At 65.8% G+C, this 15,164-nt stretch carries 13 protein-coding genes; 2 read left to right on the forward strand and 11 right to left on the reverse strand.

The window, feature by feature from the left end:
* Positions 1–92 precede the first annotated feature (92 nt).
* The 9 genes from lon to nrdR all read right to left on the reverse strand — a co-directional run bounded on the left by lon (position 93) and on the right by nrdR (position 9,617).
* The gene (gene lon, locus EBB56_RS02585; RefSeq protein ID WP_108131396.1) at positions 93–2,540 is read right to left on the reverse strand and encodes an endopeptidase La; all 2,448 of its coding nucleotides are present in this window, start codon (positions 2,538–2,540) and stop codon (positions 93–95) included.
* Between the two features lie 201 nt (positions 2,541–2,741).
* A complete protein-coding gene (locus tag EBB56_RS02590) occupies positions 2,742–3,998 on the reverse strand; it encodes a DUF945 family protein (RefSeq protein ID WP_124802670.1) in 1,257 nt (418 codons plus the stop codon).
* A 59-nt stretch (positions 3,999–4,057) separates the two neighbouring features.
* Positions 4,058–4,531 (reverse strand): phosphatidylglycerophosphatase A, encoded by a 474-nt coding sequence (locus EBB56_RS02595; RefSeq protein ID WP_045993081.1) that lies wholly within the window; start codon positions 4,529–4,531, stop codon positions 4,058–4,060.
* Complete coding sequence (gene thiL / locus EBB56_RS02600) at positions 4,528–5,487, reverse strand: thiamine-phosphate kinase (protein ID WP_045993082.1); 960 nt, start codon at positions 5,485–5,487, stop codon at positions 4,528–4,530. Before thiL ends, EBB56_RS02595 begins: the two co-directional genes overlap by 4 nt.
* A 12-nt stretch (positions 5,488–5,499) precedes the next feature.
* On the reverse strand, positions 5,500–6,000 hold the full coding sequence (nusB, locus tag EBB56_RS02605) for a transcription antitermination factor NusB (protein ID WP_045993083.1): 501 nt from the start codon (positions 5,998–6,000) through the stop codon (positions 5,500–5,502).
* On the reverse strand, positions 5,997–6,494 hold the full coding sequence (gene ribE, locus EBB56_RS02610) for a 6,7-dimethyl-8-ribityllumazine synthase (RefSeq protein WP_045993084.1): 498 nt from the start codon (positions 6,492–6,494) through the stop codon (positions 5,997–5,999). The genes nusB and ribE overlap by 4 nt, the downstream gene beginning before the upstream one ends.
* A 121-nt stretch (positions 6,495–6,615) precedes the next feature.
* Positions 6,616–7,761 carry a bifunctional 3,4-dihydroxy-2-butanone-4-phosphate synthase/GTP cyclohydrolase II gene (gene ribBA / locus EBB56_RS02615; protein WP_108131394.1) on the reverse strand — a complete coding sequence of 382 codons (1,146 nt, stop codon included), beginning with the start codon at positions 7,759–7,761 and terminating at the stop codon, positions 6,616–6,618.
* Positions 7,762–7,974: 213 nt separating this feature from the next.
* A complete protein-coding gene (gene ribD, locus EBB56_RS02620) occupies positions 7,975–9,135 on the reverse strand; it encodes a bifunctional diaminohydroxyphosphoribosylaminopyrimidine deaminase/5-amino-6-(5-phosphoribosylamino)uracil reductase RibD (RefSeq protein ID WP_108131393.1) in 1,161 nt (386 codons plus the stop codon).
* Positions 9,132–9,617, reverse strand: coding sequence for a transcriptional regulator NrdR (nrdR, locus tag EBB56_RS02625; protein WP_045993087.1), 486 nt, complete (start codon positions 9,615–9,617; stop codon positions 9,132–9,134). The genes ribD and nrdR overlap by 4 nt, the downstream gene beginning before the upstream one ends.
* Positions 9,618–9,810: 193 nt before the next feature.
* Here nrdR and EBB56_RS02630 point away from each other — a divergent pair, with 193 nt between their 5' ends.
* Positions 9,811–11,568: a sugar phosphorylase gene (locus EBB56_RS02630; RefSeq protein ID WP_108131392.1), complete on the forward strand. Its 1,758-nt coding sequence runs from the start codon at positions 9,811–9,813 to the stop codon at positions 11,566–11,568.
* A gap of 158 nt (positions 11,569–11,726) precedes the next feature.
* Positions 11,727–12,521: a thiol:disulfide interchange protein DsbG gene (gene dsbG / locus EBB56_RS02635; RefSeq protein WP_260425268.1), complete on the forward strand. Its 795-nt coding sequence runs from the start codon at positions 11,727–11,729 to the stop codon at positions 12,519–12,521.
* Positions 12,522–12,721: 200 nt separating this feature from the next.
* On the opposite strand, the gene EBB56_RS02640 is transcribed toward dsbG, so the two are convergent.
* Both EBB56_RS02640 and EBB56_RS02645 read right to left on the reverse strand, forming a co-directional pair.
* Entirely contained in the window at positions 12,722–13,942 is a 1,221-nt protein-coding gene (locus tag EBB56_RS02640) for a glycosyl transferase (RefSeq protein WP_045991048.1), read from the reverse strand.
* Complete coding sequence (locus EBB56_RS02645) at positions 13,939–14,889, reverse strand: mannosyl-3-phosphoglycerate phosphatase (protein WP_124802672.1); 951 nt, start codon at positions 14,887–14,889, stop codon at positions 13,939–13,941. The genes EBB56_RS02640 and EBB56_RS02645 overlap by 4 nt, the downstream gene beginning before the upstream one ends.
* Between the last annotated feature and the right edge of the window lie 275 nt (positions 14,890–15,164).

Below are 15,164 nucleotides of genomic sequence, written 5' to 3' on the forward strand. Positions count from 1 at the left end.
GCCGTCATATTGCCGCTAGCCAAATACCACCTTGGCGACGTCCCTGCAGTAGCCGACGAGAGCGGTCGGCGAAATGCACCGTCATATTGCCGTTAGCCGAACACCACCTTGGCGACGTCCTTATAGCGATTGGCGAAATGCACGGTCATGCCGTCCTTGAGGTACTCCGGCAGTTCGTCATAATCGCGCCGATTGGCCTCGGGCAGGATCACCTCGAAGATATCGCTGCGGCGCGCGGCGATGACCTTCTCGCGGATCCCGCCCACCGGCAGCACCTGTCCGGTCAGCGTCAGCTCCCCGGTCATCGCCAGGTTGCGCTCGATGGACTGATGACGCGCCAGTGACAGCAGCGCCGTGGTCATGGTCACCCCCGCCGAGGGGCCATCCTTGGGGGTGGCGCCTTCCGGCACGTGCAGGTGAACAAAGGAGGCATCGAAGAAGCCGGCATCGGCGCCGTACTCGGTCAGGTGCCCCTGAACATAGCTGTAGGCGATGTTGGCCGACTCCTTCATCACGTCGCCCAATTGGCCTGTTAGCTTGAAGCCGCGATCCAGCCCGTGCACCTTGCCGGCCTCGATGGACAGGGTGGCACCGCCCATGGAGGTCCAGGCCAGGCCGGTGACCACGCCCTGCCCTTTCATCACCTTTTCCTTGCGGAACAGCGGGGCACCGAGGAATTCCTCGAGGTTCTTGAGCGAGACCTTGACCGTCGCCTGGTCGTTTTCCAGAAGCTTGACGGCGGCCTTGCGCACGATCCGGTGCAGCTGTTTCTCCAGTTGCCTGACACCGGCCTCCCTGGCGTAGCCCTCGACCACCTGGCGCAGGGCTGCGGCGGTCAGATTGATACGCTTTTTGGGGATATTGTCGCGCTTGAGCAGCTTGGGCCAGAGGTGGTTCCTGGCGATGGCCTGCTTCTCTTCGGCGATATAGCCCGACAGGCGAATCTGCTCCATACGGTCGAGCAACGCCGGCGGGATGGAATCCAGGGTATTGGCGGTGCACACGAACAGCACCTTGGACAGATCCAGACGAACGTCCAGGTAGTGGTCGAGGAAGTCGACGTTCTGCTCCGGGTCCAGCACCTCGAGCAAGGCCGAGGCCGGATCGCCCTGGAAGGACTGGCCCATCTTGTCGATCTCGTCGAGCATGATCACCGGGTTCTCGACCTCGACCTCCTTGAGCGCCTGGACCAGCTTGCCGGGCATGGCGCCGACGTAGGTGCGCCGGTGGCCCTTGATCTCGGCCTCGTCGCGCATGCCACCCACCGAGAAGCGATAGAACTCACGGCCGAGCGCCTCGGCGATGGAGCGACCGATGGAGGTCTTGCCGACACCTGGTGGTCCCACCAGCAGCACGATGGAGCCCCCCACGTCACCCTTGAAGGTGCCCTCGGCGAGGAACTCGACGATCCGCTCCTTGACGTCGGTGAGTCCGTCATGGTCGCGGTCGAGTACCTGTCTGGCGTGGGCCAGGTCCAGCTGGTCCTGGCTGCGCTGGCCCCAGGGCATGGCCGTCAGCCAGTCCAGATAGTTGCGGGTGGTGCCATATTCGGGCGAACCGGTCTCGAGCACCGACAGCTTGGCCAGCTCGTCGTCGATGCGTTCCTGCACCCGCTCGGGCACCTCGCGGCCCTCGAGGCGCGCGCGGAAGGTGTCGACGTCGTTTTCACGGTCGTCCTTGGAGATGCCCAGCTCACGCTGGATCACCTTGAGCTGCTCGCGCAGGAAGAATTCGCGCTGACGCTCCTGCATCTGGGCGTTGACCTGCTCGCTGATCTCGCTCTGCAGCTGCGCCACCTCGATCTCCTTGCGCAGCAGCGGCAGCACCTTCTGCATCCGCGGCACCACCGGCAGCGTGGCGAGCACGTCCTGCAGCTCCTGCCCCTGGGCGGAGGTGATGGCGGCGGCGAAGTCGGTCAACGGGCCCGGCTCGTGGGGACTGAAGCGATTGAGGTAGTGCTTGAGTTCCTCGCCGTACAGCGGATTGATCGGCAACAGTTCCTTGATGCCGTTGATCAGCGCCATGGCGTAGGCGCGGGTCTCGTCTTCCTCCGCGTCCACCGGCTCGCGAGGGTAGGACACCTCGACCAGAAACGGCGGGGTGCGCGACAGCCAGCGCTCGATCTTGAAGCGTCGCACGCCCTGGGCGATGAACTGGATCTGGTTGTCCTCGCCCTGCAGCTTGTGGGCCTTGACCGCGGTGCCGATGGTCGGAAAGTCCTCGTAGGACAGCTCCTCGACACCGGCCTCTCCGACGAAGGCGAGACCGACGGTGTCATGGGGCGTATTGGCGACCCGCTCGATGGTCTCGGACCAGCGTTCGCGGTTGATCACCAGCGGCTGCACCTGGGCGGGAAAGAAGGGACGATTGTGAATCGGCAACAGGTAAAGCCGTTCCGGCAGCGAGGCGCTGGCAGGAATCACCGCATGGCCCTGGACCTGCTCGCCATCGGCCAGGCCGTCCGCGGTTCCGTCTTCGGCGTCGCCACTCATGGGAATCCAGTCCAGATCGTCGGACCGGGGATCGCGATCATCGCTCATGGTGTCCTCATCCTGAAGTAGGGGGCGTCTTGCCCGTCTGGGTATCAGCAATGCGGGCGACCACGACCAAGTTCAAGGCGTGACAGGAGGATAGCAGCAGAGTGCCGCCATCGGGGACGCTGCCGGGCCCGGCCGGGAGGGACTTCAGGGGACAGGAATCTGGTGGCTCTTCTGACGTCTGACGGTGTGAGCGGAGTCCGCTCAACCACCCAGCAGCGGTGGTACCGGACGTCCGTTGACCCGCAGTCGCCCCTTGACCACGTCGATGCCCAGCATCGAGGTATCCAGCGGCAACCCCAGCCACAGCGCGACCACGGCCGGCGGCTCACGCCATTCGAAGTCTCCGTCCAGGCGCTGGCGAAAGCGCTCACGCATCTCGGGGCGATCCAGCGACAGCAGGCTCAGCGACGCAAGCTCTCGGGGGTCCAGCACCAGCACGCCCTCGCCCTTGAGACTCAGTCCCAGCATGGGGCTGTCGAGATCCACGTCCTTCAGATCCAGACGCGGAGAGTCCTTGAGCAACTGGGCCAGGGCGCGATCCATCGCCGAGTAGGCCTCGGCGTCCTCGAGCGAGACGGTGCCTAGCGCGGTCTTGTGACGCGCCAGGGCCACCACCGAACGCAGCGCCTCGGCGTTGATGCGAGACAGCTCCAGACTGACCTCGCCGTCCACCAGCATGTCGTCGCCGGAGCGCACCTCACCGATGGTCAAGGTGCTCTGCAGCCTCAGCTCGCTGTCATCCAGCAGGGTGCGGGCCTCGAGCACCAGTTCGGTGCCATCCAGGTTGACCTGAGGGTGACGCAGACTGACGGCGTCCAGGGTCAGCTTGTCCTGCTGGGTGAAGTGCAGGGCCCCGGGGGTATAGGCGTAACGGCTTTCGTGATGGAGCGGGCCGATTTCCAGCACCGCGTCTCCATCGCGCAACTCGATCGCCTCCAGCAGCACCTGGGTGCGCCAGTCGCCATAGACTCCGTCAAAGGCGATACGTCCACCGGAGAATTGCAGCGAGCGAGGCGCTTCACCGGACGGAGACTCACTGATGAGAAATGGTGCCAGCCGCAACTCCCCCTGCAGGGTGCCCCCCAGGGTGCGGTAGTGAGCTTCCCAGCGGGGCGGGCTTGCCGGCATGGCATCACCGAACAGGCGCCGGTCGGCGTCGCCGACGTGTACGTCGAGCCGGCCAAAGACGCTGGTATCGAGTACGCCGTGGCGTGCCTCATAGGGAATCGCAAGATGCCAGGCGTGACCGATCAGGGGAGCTACATGCAACACGCCGGAGGAACGCAGCCAGCCCTGCTCCACGTCGTCGCGCGAGATTCGCAGGTCACCGCGCGCCTCGAGATCGGCAAGCGCCCTCTCCAGTTCGCGCTCGAACAGCAGACTGGCGAGATATTGGGCCACCGCCCAGGCCAGCGCCAGCACCACCACCACCGGTACGATCCATCGTTCCTTGCGCATTCCTTGCCCTCTCTGCCGATAGGAGCCTCCCTGCCCCCGTCGGCGTGACGATACGCTGTTCAGTGTAGCCAGAACCACAGGTGCATGGTGCACCAGGAGTAAACGCCGGCCATGACATCATCGACCATGATGCCGAAGCCGCCGGCCACGCGACGATCGGCCCAGCGGATGGGCCAGGGCTTGATCACGTCGAATACGCGAAAGACAACGAAGCCCCACAGCGCCGCTTCCCACGAAAAGGGCACCGCCGCCATGGTCAGCCAGTAGCCGACAAACTCGTCCCAGACGATACCGGAGTGGTCGTGCACGCCGAGGTCCCGGGACGTCTTGTCGCACAGCCAGACACCCCAGACGAAGGTGATGGCGATCATCACCAGGTACCAGCCCAGGGTCAGCTCGGACAACAGCCAGTAGAAGGGAATGGCCGCCAGGGTCCCGAAGGTCCCCGGGGCAAAGGGCGCCGCCCCGCTGCCCAGCCCGAAGGCAAGAAAATGGGTCGGTCGACGCCACACGCTAGCCGGTGCTTTGTTCACGATGTCCCTCCGTGGAAATGTTGCCACCCCGGCAGCGAAGAGGCATTCACCCCTTGTATCCCCGGCGACGCGGTGACCTGGCCGATGGCAACGAAGGCGAGCCCCAGTTCTGCCAGTGCCAGGCGGGCCCGATCGAACGCCGCCGACGGCAGCGCCACGACCAGCTCGTAGTCGTCGCCGCCGGTCAGGGCGGCCTCTCGGGCCGCCTCGGTGCCGAGGGCCTCTACGAGCCCTTCGGCCAGAGGCAGCGCTTCGGCGTCAAGACGCGCCCCGACACCGCTGGCTTTCAGCAGGTGACCAAGGTCGGCAAGCAAGCCGTCGGAGACGTCGATGGCCGCGCTGGCCAGTCCCCGCAGCGCCAGACCTGCCTGCCAGCGCGCCTGGGGCAACAGGTAGCGGGCAAGCAGCGGTGACTCAAGATCTCGCTGACCCTCGTACCAGGCCGCCAGCCCCCCGGCGCCGCCACCCAGCGCACCGGTGACCGCCAGCACGTCGCCGGCGCGGGCGCCGTCGCGACGCAGCGCCTCGCCCGTGGGTACCTCACCCATCACGGTGACGCTGACGGCGCGTTGGCCCCGGGTGACGTCGCCCCCGACCAGGGTCATGTCCGCCTCGTCGCACACAGCATGGAAGCCCTGGGCGAACTTTGCCACCCACTGCTCTTCCACCTCGGGCAACGTCAGCGCCATCAGACACCAGCGCGGCTGCGCGCCCATGGCGGCCAGATCACTCAGGCTCACCGCCAGGGCGCGATGCCCCAGCGCCTGCGGCGGTGCGTCTTCGGGAAAATGCTGGCCTTCCACCGAGGTGTCGACGCTGACCACCAGTTCGTGCCCTGGCGCAGGGCGCATCAGGCAGGCATCGTCACCCACCCCGAGCGAGACGCCGGAGGCCTTGCCGGGCTCGCCCGTCGTGGGCGCCAGCCAGCGCTCGATGAGTTCGAATTCTCCGTACATCAGGCGCGACCTTCAGCGGCGACGGGCACTGACCTCGGCGCTTCTGAGCTTGATGGCCAGCTTGTCGAGAATGCTGTTGATGTACTTGTGGCCATCGGTGGCGCCAAAGGACTTGGCCAGCTCGACCCCTTCGTTGATCACCGCCCGATAAGGGACCTCCAGACGCTTGGACAGCTCATAGGCCCCAAGGCGCAGGATCGCCAGCTCGATCGGATCGATGTCCTCGAGGCGGCGGTCCAGCAGCGGCGAGATCGAGGCGTCGAGCTCCTTGCGGTAGCGTGCAACGTTATGCAGCAGCTCATGGAACAGCGCCAGATCGGCAATTTCCATGACCTTGAGCCAGTTCTCGTGCACCTCCAGGTCGTCATCGGGCACCTGGCTGCGAAATTCGGCCTCGACCGCGGTGATGGACTTGTCCGTCATCTGCCACTGATAAAGTCCCTGCACCGCCAGCTCGCGAGCCGCACGGCGAGACTGCTGGGCCTTGCTGGGCGCACGCTGTTCGCGGCTCATGCGGGGGTCTCCTCGGCATCGTCACCAAAATGACGCAGCAGCGACACCATCTCCATGGCAGCCATGGCGGCTTCGACGCCCTTGTTACCGGCCTTGGTGCCGGCCCGCTCGATGGCCTGCTCGATGGAGTTGACCGTCAGCACACCGTTGGCCACCGGGGTATCGAACTCCAGCTGCAGCCGCGACAGCGCGGAATTGCACTCGCCGGCCACGTGCTCGAAGTGCGGGGTACCGCCGCGAATGACCGCGCCGAGCGCGACCACGGCGTCGGGACGCGCCACCGCGAGCACACGCTTGACCGCCAGCGGCAGTTCCCAGGCGCCCGGGACGTGGACGATGTCGATCATCTCCATGTCCACCCCGTGGCGCACCAGGCTGTCCACCGCGCCCTCGACCAGGCTATCTACCACATGGTGATTGAAGCGGCCCACGACGATCACGTAGCGGCCCTGGACGTCGACGAAGCTGCCTTCGACTTGGGAAATAGGTTGCATCTTGAATCTTCCTGAATGTACCGGCCTGGGGCCGGTAGTCGGGGTGACCCTGTCAAAGGGCCTGTCCCCTGGTAAAAACCGAAACACCGGACGCCAGCATTACTGCCTCGCCCGGCGTGAATCAACCGCTGATATCACCTGGCGAGACGATGTCCACCACCTCGAGATCAAAACCCGACAGCGCGGAGAACTTCCACGGTGAGCTCAGCAGACGCATCCTGCCGACACCGAGCTCGCGCAGGATCTGGGAGCCGGTTCCGATGGTCAGGTAGTTGCCGGCGCCGTCGGACTCGCTGCCGCGAGCGGTGCGGCGGCGCTCCAGGAACACCTGCAGCATATCGTTGAGGTCCTGATGCGGACGCATGTCATCGAGCAGCACGAAGACACCCTGCTCGGCCCGCGCCACCTCTTCCAGCGCCTGGTGGGCGCGCCAGGAGGCGTCCTCGCCCTTGACCAGGCACATCAGGTCACGCATCTCGTTGGCCAGATGCACCCGCACCGTGGTCACGCTGTCCGGACTCGGCGAGCCCTTCACCAGCGCCAGGTGGTGCACCTTGTGGGTGCGGTCGAGAAAGACGTGGGCGGTCAGCTCACCGTAGGCGGTGGTCACCGGCAGTCGCTCGACCTCTTCTACCGTCTGCTCGTTGTGGATCCGGTAGTGGATCAGGTCGGCGATGGTGCCCATCTTGATCCCGTGGGTCTCGGCGAAGCGCTCGAGCTCAGGACGTCGGGCCATGCTGCCATCGTCGTTCATGATCTCGCAGATCACACCGCTGGGATCACAACCGGCCAGGGCGGCCAGATCGCAGGCCGCCTCGGTGTGGCCGGCGCGCCTGAGCACGCCGCCGGGCTCGGCCATCAGCGGAAAGATGTGGCCGGGCTGGACGATGTCTTCTGCCTTGGCATTGCGCGCGCTGGCGGCCTGCACCGTGCGTGCGCGGTCAGCAGCGGAGATGCCGGTGCTGACGCCTTCGGCGGCCTCGATGGACAGGGTGAACTTGGTACCGAAACCGGAGCCATTGTCCTGCACCATCAGCGGCAGCTTGAGCTGTTCGCAGCGCTCCCGGGTCATCGGCATGCAGATCAGACCACGGGCGTGAACCGCCATGAAGTTGATGTGCCAGGCCTCGACCTTCTCGGCGGCCATGATGATGTCACCTTCGTTTTCCCGATCCTCGTCGTCCATCAGGATCACCATACGGCCCTGGCGGATATCCTCGACGAGTTCGGCAATAGGGGCCAGGCCCCCGCTGGAAGACTGCGACATGTATGCTCCCTGGATCTAAAATGGCCACTCGCGACGGCGGCCAGAAACCGCGTCAGGGTACCGTGGCGCGGCGTCGGGCGCCAGTCAAAGACAAAGACCAGACAGGGCGTCGGGCGCCGCTTATATCAAGATCGGCCACTGCGACTCCGCGTCGGGCGCCGCTTATATGAAGCCCCGCTACTACGATCCCGGGCCCCGGTGACTTTCGTCGGGTCAGTGCTCGGCGCAGGCGGCCAGCGCCGGGCGCGCCAGAATACGCCAGTCCTTGCCGAGGGCACGGATATCGAGAATTTCCAGAGGCCGCTGCTCGGCCATGCGTTCGATGCCCGACAACGCCATCAGCCCGCGCGCGTCGGAGCCGAGCAGGGTCGGCGCCATGTAAAGACGCAACTCGTCCACCAGACAGGCATCCATCAAGGCACCTGCCAGGGTCGCGCCGGTCTCCACCAACAGCTCGTTGCAGCCGCCCTCGTCACCGAGCCACTTGAGCAGCGCGCCAAGATCGACGCGGCCGTCGTCGCCTGCAGGCATCTCCAGCACCCGCGCGCCGGAGCGCATCAGCGCGTCTCTGCGAGGGGATTCGCTGCCCTCGACGCAGACCACCAGCGTCTCCCCTGGCTCGCTCAGGCAGGCCGCGGCCAGCGGCATGCGCAGGCGCGAGTCCACCACGACCCTAAGCGGCTGGCGTCGGGCGATGACTTCGGCGTCATCGAGCCCGAGCTGATCGGCACGCACCGTCAGCCGCGAGTTGTCGAAGATGATCGAATCCACCCCGGTGAGGATGGCGCAGCTCTGAGCCCGCAGCCGCTGGACGTCACGCCGAGCCTCGGCACCGGTGATCCACTGGGACTCGCCGGAGGCCATGGCGGTACGGCCGTCGAGGCTCATGGCGAGCTTGAGGCTGACCCGTGGACGCCCCCGGGTCATGCGCGACACGAAGCCGGCGTTCAATACCTGGGCGTCCGCCTCGAGGCAACCGAGCCTTACCTCGACCCCGGCGTCACGCAGGCGTGCGATACCGCGTCCCGCCACCTGAGGATTGGGATCCTGCATGGCTACCACCACCCTGGCGACACCGGCCTTGATCAAGGCATCGCAGCAAGGCCCTGTGCGCCCCTGGTGAGAGCAGGGTTCCAGCGTCACGTAAGCGGTGGCGCCTCGGGCGTGCTCACCGGCAGCCTCGAGTGCATGGACCTCGGCGTGGGGCTCCCCGGCGCGCTGATGGTAGCCGTCGGCCAGATGCTTGCCGTGCTTGACCAGTACGCAACCGACCCTCGGATTGGGCATGGTGGTGTAGCGACCGCGTTCGGCCAGCTTCAATGCCCTGGCCATCCAGGCTTCATCCTGGCCTGCCGTGATGTCCGTCGGATTCATGTGCTCTCCCCGGTGTCGGGCGAGAAACTCGGCTCCTGGGCCAGGCGGTCGATCTCGGCGCGAAATTCGTCGATATCCTGAAACCGTCGATAGACTGAAGCAAAGCGGATATAGGCCACCTGATCGAGGCGCTTCAGGGCATTCATCACCTCTTCACCGACCACCCGCGCCTGGACCTCGCGCTCGCCCCGTGCGCGCAGGTTCTGGCGGATACGTTCCACCGCCGCCTCGATCGACTCGGCGCTGACGGGGCGTTTTTCCAGCGCCCGCAGCATGCCGGCCCGCAGCTTGATCTCGTCGAACACCTCCCGCGAGCCATCGGCCTTGATGATCCGTGGCATGATAAGTTCAGCGGTCTCGTAGGTGGTGAAGCGCTCACCGCAGCCAGCACACTGCCGCCGTCGGCGCACCTGATCACCTTCGGCGACCAGCCGGGAGTCAGTCACTCGGGTCTCTTGGGCGCCACAGAAGGGGCAATGCATAGCGGACAGTCCGGCAGGAAAAATATGTCGCCATAGTGTAACGGCTGAGGCCTGCCCCGCCCAGCGCAATGGCCCAGGTCATCCGCGATTTCAGCTGAGTTGGCACGCCCTGTGCTTGATACTTTCTTTCTAGCCGTCAATGAAATGGCGAGCGCTCACGGGGCAAGGCGCCCCCACGCCTGCGGAGGACACCATGGCAAGCCACCTCTCCCCCCTGGAACCCGACGACTTTCGCCAGCGTGCCGCAGAGCTGCTCGCGCCTCTCTATGGTGCACGCAGCGAAGAGGTCCTGCGCCGTCTGCTGCGCCTGATCGAAGCGCAGGGGGCCGGGTTGAGGCACCGTCATGGTGCACGCCAGACGCTGTGGAGCGAGCAGGACCAGTGGCTGATCGTCTATGGCGACTCGCTGCTGGATGCCGACAAGCCCCCCCTGGCGGTACTCGATGAGTTCCTGAGCAAGCGCCTGAAGACCGTCTTCAGCGGTGTCCATGTGCTGCCCTTCTTCCCCTGGAGCAGCGACGACGGCTTCTCGGTGATCCACTATCGCGAGGTCGACCCGAAACTGGGCGACTGGCGCGATATCCGGCGCCTGGCCAGCCACCATGATCTGATGGTGGACCTGGTGCTCAACCATGTCTCGCGGGAATCGCTGTGGTTCGCCGACTATCTCGGCGGCAACCTGCCCGGGCGCGACTACTTCATCGAGATGGACCCCGATACCGATCTCAGCGAGGTGGTGCGTCCGCGCAGCTCACCGCTGCTGGTCCCCGTCAGCACCCGCCGTGGCGTTCGCCACCTGTGGGCGACCTTCTCCGAGGACCAGATCGACCTCAACTTCGCCAACCCCGACGTCTTGATCGAATTCGTCGGCATCCTGCTGTTCTACCTGCAGCAGGGCGCCCGCATCGTCCGTCTGGACGCCGTCGCCTTCCTGTGGAAACGCCCCGGCACCCGCTGTATCCACCTTCCCGAGACCCACGCGGTGGTGCGGCTGTTGCGGGCGGTGGTCGACCACGTCGCCCCCGGCACCCTGATCATCACCGAGACCAATGTGCCCCACGCCGAGAACATCAGCTACTTCGGCCTTGAGCGACAGGACACGCCGCCCGACGAGGCCCATCTGGTCTACCAGTTTCCGCTGCCACCTCTGTTGCTGCACACCTTGACCAGTGGCGAGGCCGGCACCCTGGCGCGCTGGCTCGACAGCCTGCCCGAGCTCCCCGCCGGCTGCAGCTATCTGAACTTCACCGCCAGCCACGATGGCATTGGCGTGCGCCCGCTGGAAGGCTGGCTGGAAGGCCACGAGATCGACGCCCTGGTCTCCTTGATGCAGCGCTTCGGTGGCTTCGTCAGCATGCGCCGGCAGGCCGACGGCAGCGACAGCCCCTACGAGCTCAATATCACCTGGTTCGACGCCATGAGCGGCACCCGGCGCGGCCCCGACCCGTGGCAGGTCGAGCGCTTCCTGTTGAGCCAGCACCTGATGCTGGTGCTGAAGGGTATCCCCGGCGTCTACCTGCACTGCCTGACCGCCACCCAGAACGACCACGACGGGGTCGAACGCAGCGGGCGCCTGCGTTCGATCAATCGCAAGCGCTGGGACCGCCAGGAGCTGGAACCTCTGCTGGACAGCCGTCACACGCCGACCCGCGAGGTGTTCTTCGCCCTCACCCGACGCCTCGAGATCCGTCGCAGGGAACCCTGCTTCCACCCCGATGCGGCCCAGACGGTCATCCCCACACCACCGGAACTGCTGGCGATACAGCGCGGCCCCCTGGACGATGGCCGTCGACTGTTGGCCATTCACAACGTCACCGATCGGCCTCAGCCACTGGTACTGGACGGCCTCGACCAGTCCGGCTGGCAGGACCTGCTGGAAGGAGGCGCCTGGCGGCCCGTCGACACCCTGGCCCCCTATCGTTCACTGTGGCTGGTGCGCACCGACAGATAAGCCACCGCGCGCTCGGTGTATCACACAACAGCGCGGCCCTGGCGCTTTCACTGCCCGGCGACGTCAGCGGTCGAACCGATGGCGTTTGCTGCTGTCCTAGTGCGAGTGATTCTCGCTTGTCGCGGGATTCGTCCTACAAGATGCCGGAGAGTAACGACATGCCCCGCCGCCCCCGACTGCCCGACCTGCCCCGCCATCAGCGTTCCTTCATGACCCTGGCGGCGGTGGCCTTCGGCCTGATGCCACTGTCCAGCGTCGAGGCCGAGGACCACCCCGCCCCCATCGAGGCGCTGGAAGAGGAAGGTCTTGAGGTGCACGGTGAATTCGACGCGCCGGGTGGGCTCAGCGGCTTCGCCGCCAGCCATCGCGGACAGCCGATGACCATCTTCGTCACCGAGGATGGCGAGCACGCCATCGTCGGCAATCTGATCGATGCCGACGCCAACAATCTGTCGGAGGCGCCGCTGGAGCGCCTGGTGCGCGGCCCCCAGGACGAGACCACCTGGCAGAGCCTTGAGGACAGCGCCTGGATCGCCGACGGCGATCCCGACGCCGAGCGCATCGTCTATGTGTTCACCGATCCCAACTGCCCCTACTGCACCCGCCTGTGGCAGCAGAGCCGGCCCTTCGTCGAAAGCGGCCAGGTCCAGCTACGCCACGTGATGGTCGGTATCCTCGACCCCGAAAGTCCGCGCCAGGCGGTCACGATGCTGGCCGCCGATGACCCTCAGGCCGCCCTCCGCGCCCATGAGAGCGGCGATCCGATTGAGCCCATGCGCCAACTGCCCAGAGACCTGGAGCAGCGCCTGCAGAGCAACCACGAACTGTTTCGCAGCTTCGGCATGGTGGCGACCCCGGGCATCGTCTATCGCAACGATGGCAAGCTCGAGATGAGCCAAGGCCTGCCGAGCGAAGAACTGTTCCATACCATCATGGGGCCGGAGCCCGACTGACAGGGTTCATCAAGGCGCTGGCACCAGGCCCCGGGCGGGGCCTGGTGCCAGCGCGATTTAGGCTTTAAACGAAAAGTCGACGAGCGATGGTTAGACAAGGCAAAAATCGGTGAGAAAGCGCAGTTTACGTGGTGTAAATGAGCATTTTGACCTGATTTTTAACGCCGTATTACCGAGCGCAGACACTTTTCGTCAAAGCCTTAGACATCCCCCGCGTTATCGGCCTCCACCGCGCTATAAAGTTGTTCGGGCAGGTCCGGCAAGGCCGCCCGCACACGGTTCCAGCTCGGGATAAAGGGCTTCTCCCTGGGGTTGTCGAGAAAGGCGTTACCGGCCTCGATCAGATTGGCGGCAAACAACTCCACCGCCTGCTCCTCGGCGTGACGGTCCAGGCTCAACCCGTTCATGGTGGCGTCGTGGTCGTAGGCCTCGATCAGATCGAGGGCCAGGCGATAGTAGGTGGCCTTGAGGGTACGAAAGCCTTCCGACGAGAACCCCACACCCTGGGTGGCCAGCTTGCGATAGAGCGCCTTGGCAATATCCAGGCTCATGCGGTTGAGCCCGGTGGCCGCGTCATCGGCGGACACCGGTTGATGCTTGTGGTCGTAGACGTCGGCGATATCCACCTGACACAGCCGATTGGTGGAGTGGTCGCGGTGGACCTCGGACAGCACCCCGATCTCCAGCCCCCAGTCGGCGGGGATACGGATGTTGTCCAGCACCTCGGTACGCATCGAGAACTCCCCCGACAGCGGGTAGCGATAGCTGTCCAGGTAGTCCAGGTAAGGCAAGGGCCCGTGCATGATCTTTAGCGCCCGCAGCAGCGGGGTCACCATCAGCCGGGAGACCCGGCCGTTGAGCTTGCCCTCGGCGATACGCGGGTAGTAGCCCTTGCAGAAGGCGTAGTTGAAGCGTGGGTGGGCCACCGGATACATCAGCCGTGCCAGCAGGCCGCGGTCGTAGGTCAGGATATCGCAGTCATGCAGCCCCACCGCGGCGGTGCGCCCGGATGCCTGCACATAGCCCGCACAGAACCACACATTGCGGCCCTTGCCCGGCTGCTGTGGCGCCAGGCCTTCCTCGGCCAGCTGCGCGTCCAGCGCGCTCAGGCGCGGGCCGTCATTCCACAGGATGCGATGGTGCTGGGGCAGGCGCGAAAAGAACTCGCGTGCCCGCAGAAACTGGTCCCGGTCGGCACGATCGAGGCCGATCACGATCTCCGACAGATAGCTCGCCTGGGCCAGCGACTCGACGATGGCGTCCAGCGCCGGTCCTTCCAGCTCCGAGTACAATGACGGCAGGATCAGCCCGAGCGGGCGCTGGCGGCCGAAGCGCTCCAGATCCGCCTCCAGGTCTTCGACCTTGCGCCGGGTCAGGTTGTGAAAGTCGGTGATGATGCCGTTCTGGTGGAAATCGCTCATGCCTCACCCTCCTCGCCCAGCTTGTGATGATCCTTGTCGTCGGCGCCGCCGGCATCGGTGCTGCCGGCCTCGGCGCTGCTGGAAGGCCCCGCCGCTTCCTGCTCCCCCCAGAAGTGCGCAACCCCCTCGGCCCAGCCCCTGGGGCCCAGCGCCTCGCTGCGATACAAGCGCGGCTGGCACGGGGACACGTCGAGGCCATGGCGGGCACGAATCACCACCGCCGCATCGGTGGCCTCGAGCATGGCAACGTCGTTGGGGCCATCGCCCAACGACAGGGTCTCGGGGCGTCGGCCCTTGAGCGCCTCGAAGCGGGCGCACAGCCATTGCACCGCCTGGCCCTTGTCGGTGTCGCCGAGCACGTGCCAGAAGCGCCCACCCCTCGTCATGCGCAGGCCATCACTGGCCAGGCCCTCGCGAAAGCGCTGCAGCAGCGCTTCGTCGTCTTCCCACAACAGCGGCTCGCTGCCCTCGCGCAGGCGTGCCAGTCGAGCCTCCTGTTCATCCAACCCGGTGAAGGCCACCACGTCTTCCAGCGCCATCTCGCTCATGGTCAGAAAGCGAGCGGACAGCCGCTCACGCCAGATCGCCACCCGCCGGCGAATCAGCCCGATATCCACCCCGAGGGTGCGGATCACCAGGCCATCCGGGCCCGGCTGTCCCTCACGTCGGGCGTGACACCAGCTGGGGGGCAGCGCGATCACCGCGCCGTTCTCGGCGATAAAGGGGCGATCGGCGAGGCCGAGCTGCTGGCGCAGGCCGAGCAGTTCACTGCGGGTCTTGCTGGTCACCGGGATCACCGCGACGCCGGCCTCACGCAGGGCATCGAGCCAGGGCTCGGCGGGCTTCCAGCCATAGTCATGGTGGTCGAGCAGCGAGCCATCCAGGTCGGTGAACAGCAGCCTGGGCCCGTCGAAGGCACCGATTCGGGGAGTCGTGCTGGCGTGCATGGTGGGACCTTCGCATCAAAAGGGTTCACCGAGATACAAAGCAAGGGCTGCGCCAGCGCTCAACAGAGCAACGGGAAAACAAGCAGATGACGGGAAGGTAGACGTCAGCGCAACGAGGCCCCGTCAGGTCCGGGGCGGCCGCGGCCGTGTCCGGTGCAGGATAAGGCACCACAATGGTGCATCGACTGCCGACGCCCCGCTGCAAGCACACAGCCCCAGAACGACGACACCCCCGAGAGCGGGGCTCTCGGGGGTGTCTTTGGTGGCCTCAGGCG

Source organism: Halomonas sp. YLB-10 (assembly GCF_003856855.1).
Classification (GTDB): Bacteria; Pseudomonadota; Gammaproteobacteria; order Pseudomonadales; family Halomonadaceae; genus Halomonas; species Halomonas litopenaei.

Coding starts and splice junctions, on each gene's coding strand:
- EBB56_RS02590 (WP_124802670.1), bottom strand. CDS start 3,998: ATGCGCAAGGAACGATGGATCGTACCGGTGGTGGTGGTGCTGGCGCTG.
- dsbG (WP_260425268.1), top strand. CDS start 11,727: ATGCCCCGCCGCCCCCGACTGCCCGACCTGCCCCGCCATCAGCGTTCC.
- EBB56_RS02630 (WP_108131392.1), top strand. CDS start 9,811: ATGGCAAGCCACCTCTCCCCCCTGGAACCCGACGACTTTCGCCAGCGT.
- ribD (WP_108131393.1), bottom strand. CDS start 9,135: ATGAATCCGACGGACATCACGGCAGGCCAGGATGAAGCCTGGATGGCC.
- nrdR (WP_045993087.1), bottom strand. CDS start 9,617: ATGCATTGCCCCTTCTGTGGCGCCCAAGAGACCCGAGTGACTGACTCC.
- thiL (WP_045993082.1), bottom strand. CDS start 5,487: ATGTACGGAGAATTCGAACTCATCGAGCGCTGGCTGGCGCCCACGACG.
- lon (WP_108131396.1), bottom strand. CDS start 2,540: ATGAGCGATGATCGCGATCCCCGGTCCGACGATCTGGACTGGATTCCC.
- nusB (WP_045993083.1), bottom strand. CDS start 6,000: ATGAGCCGCGAACAGCGTGCGCCCAGCAAGGCCCAGCAGTCTCGCCGT.
- ribE (WP_045993084.1), bottom strand. CDS start 6,494: ATGCAACCTATTTCCCAAGTCGAAGGCAGCTTCGTCGACGTCCAGGGC.
- EBB56_RS02640 (WP_045991048.1), bottom strand. CDS start 13,942: ATGAGCGATTTCCACCAGAACGGCATCATCACCGACTTTCACAACCTG.
- ribBA (WP_108131394.1), bottom strand. CDS start 7,761: ATGTCGCAGTCTTCCAGCGGGGGCCTGGCCCCTATTGCCGAACTCGTC.
- EBB56_RS02645 (WP_124802672.1), bottom strand. CDS start 14,889: ATGCACGCCAGCACGACTCCCCGAATCGGTGCCTTCGACGGGCCCAGG.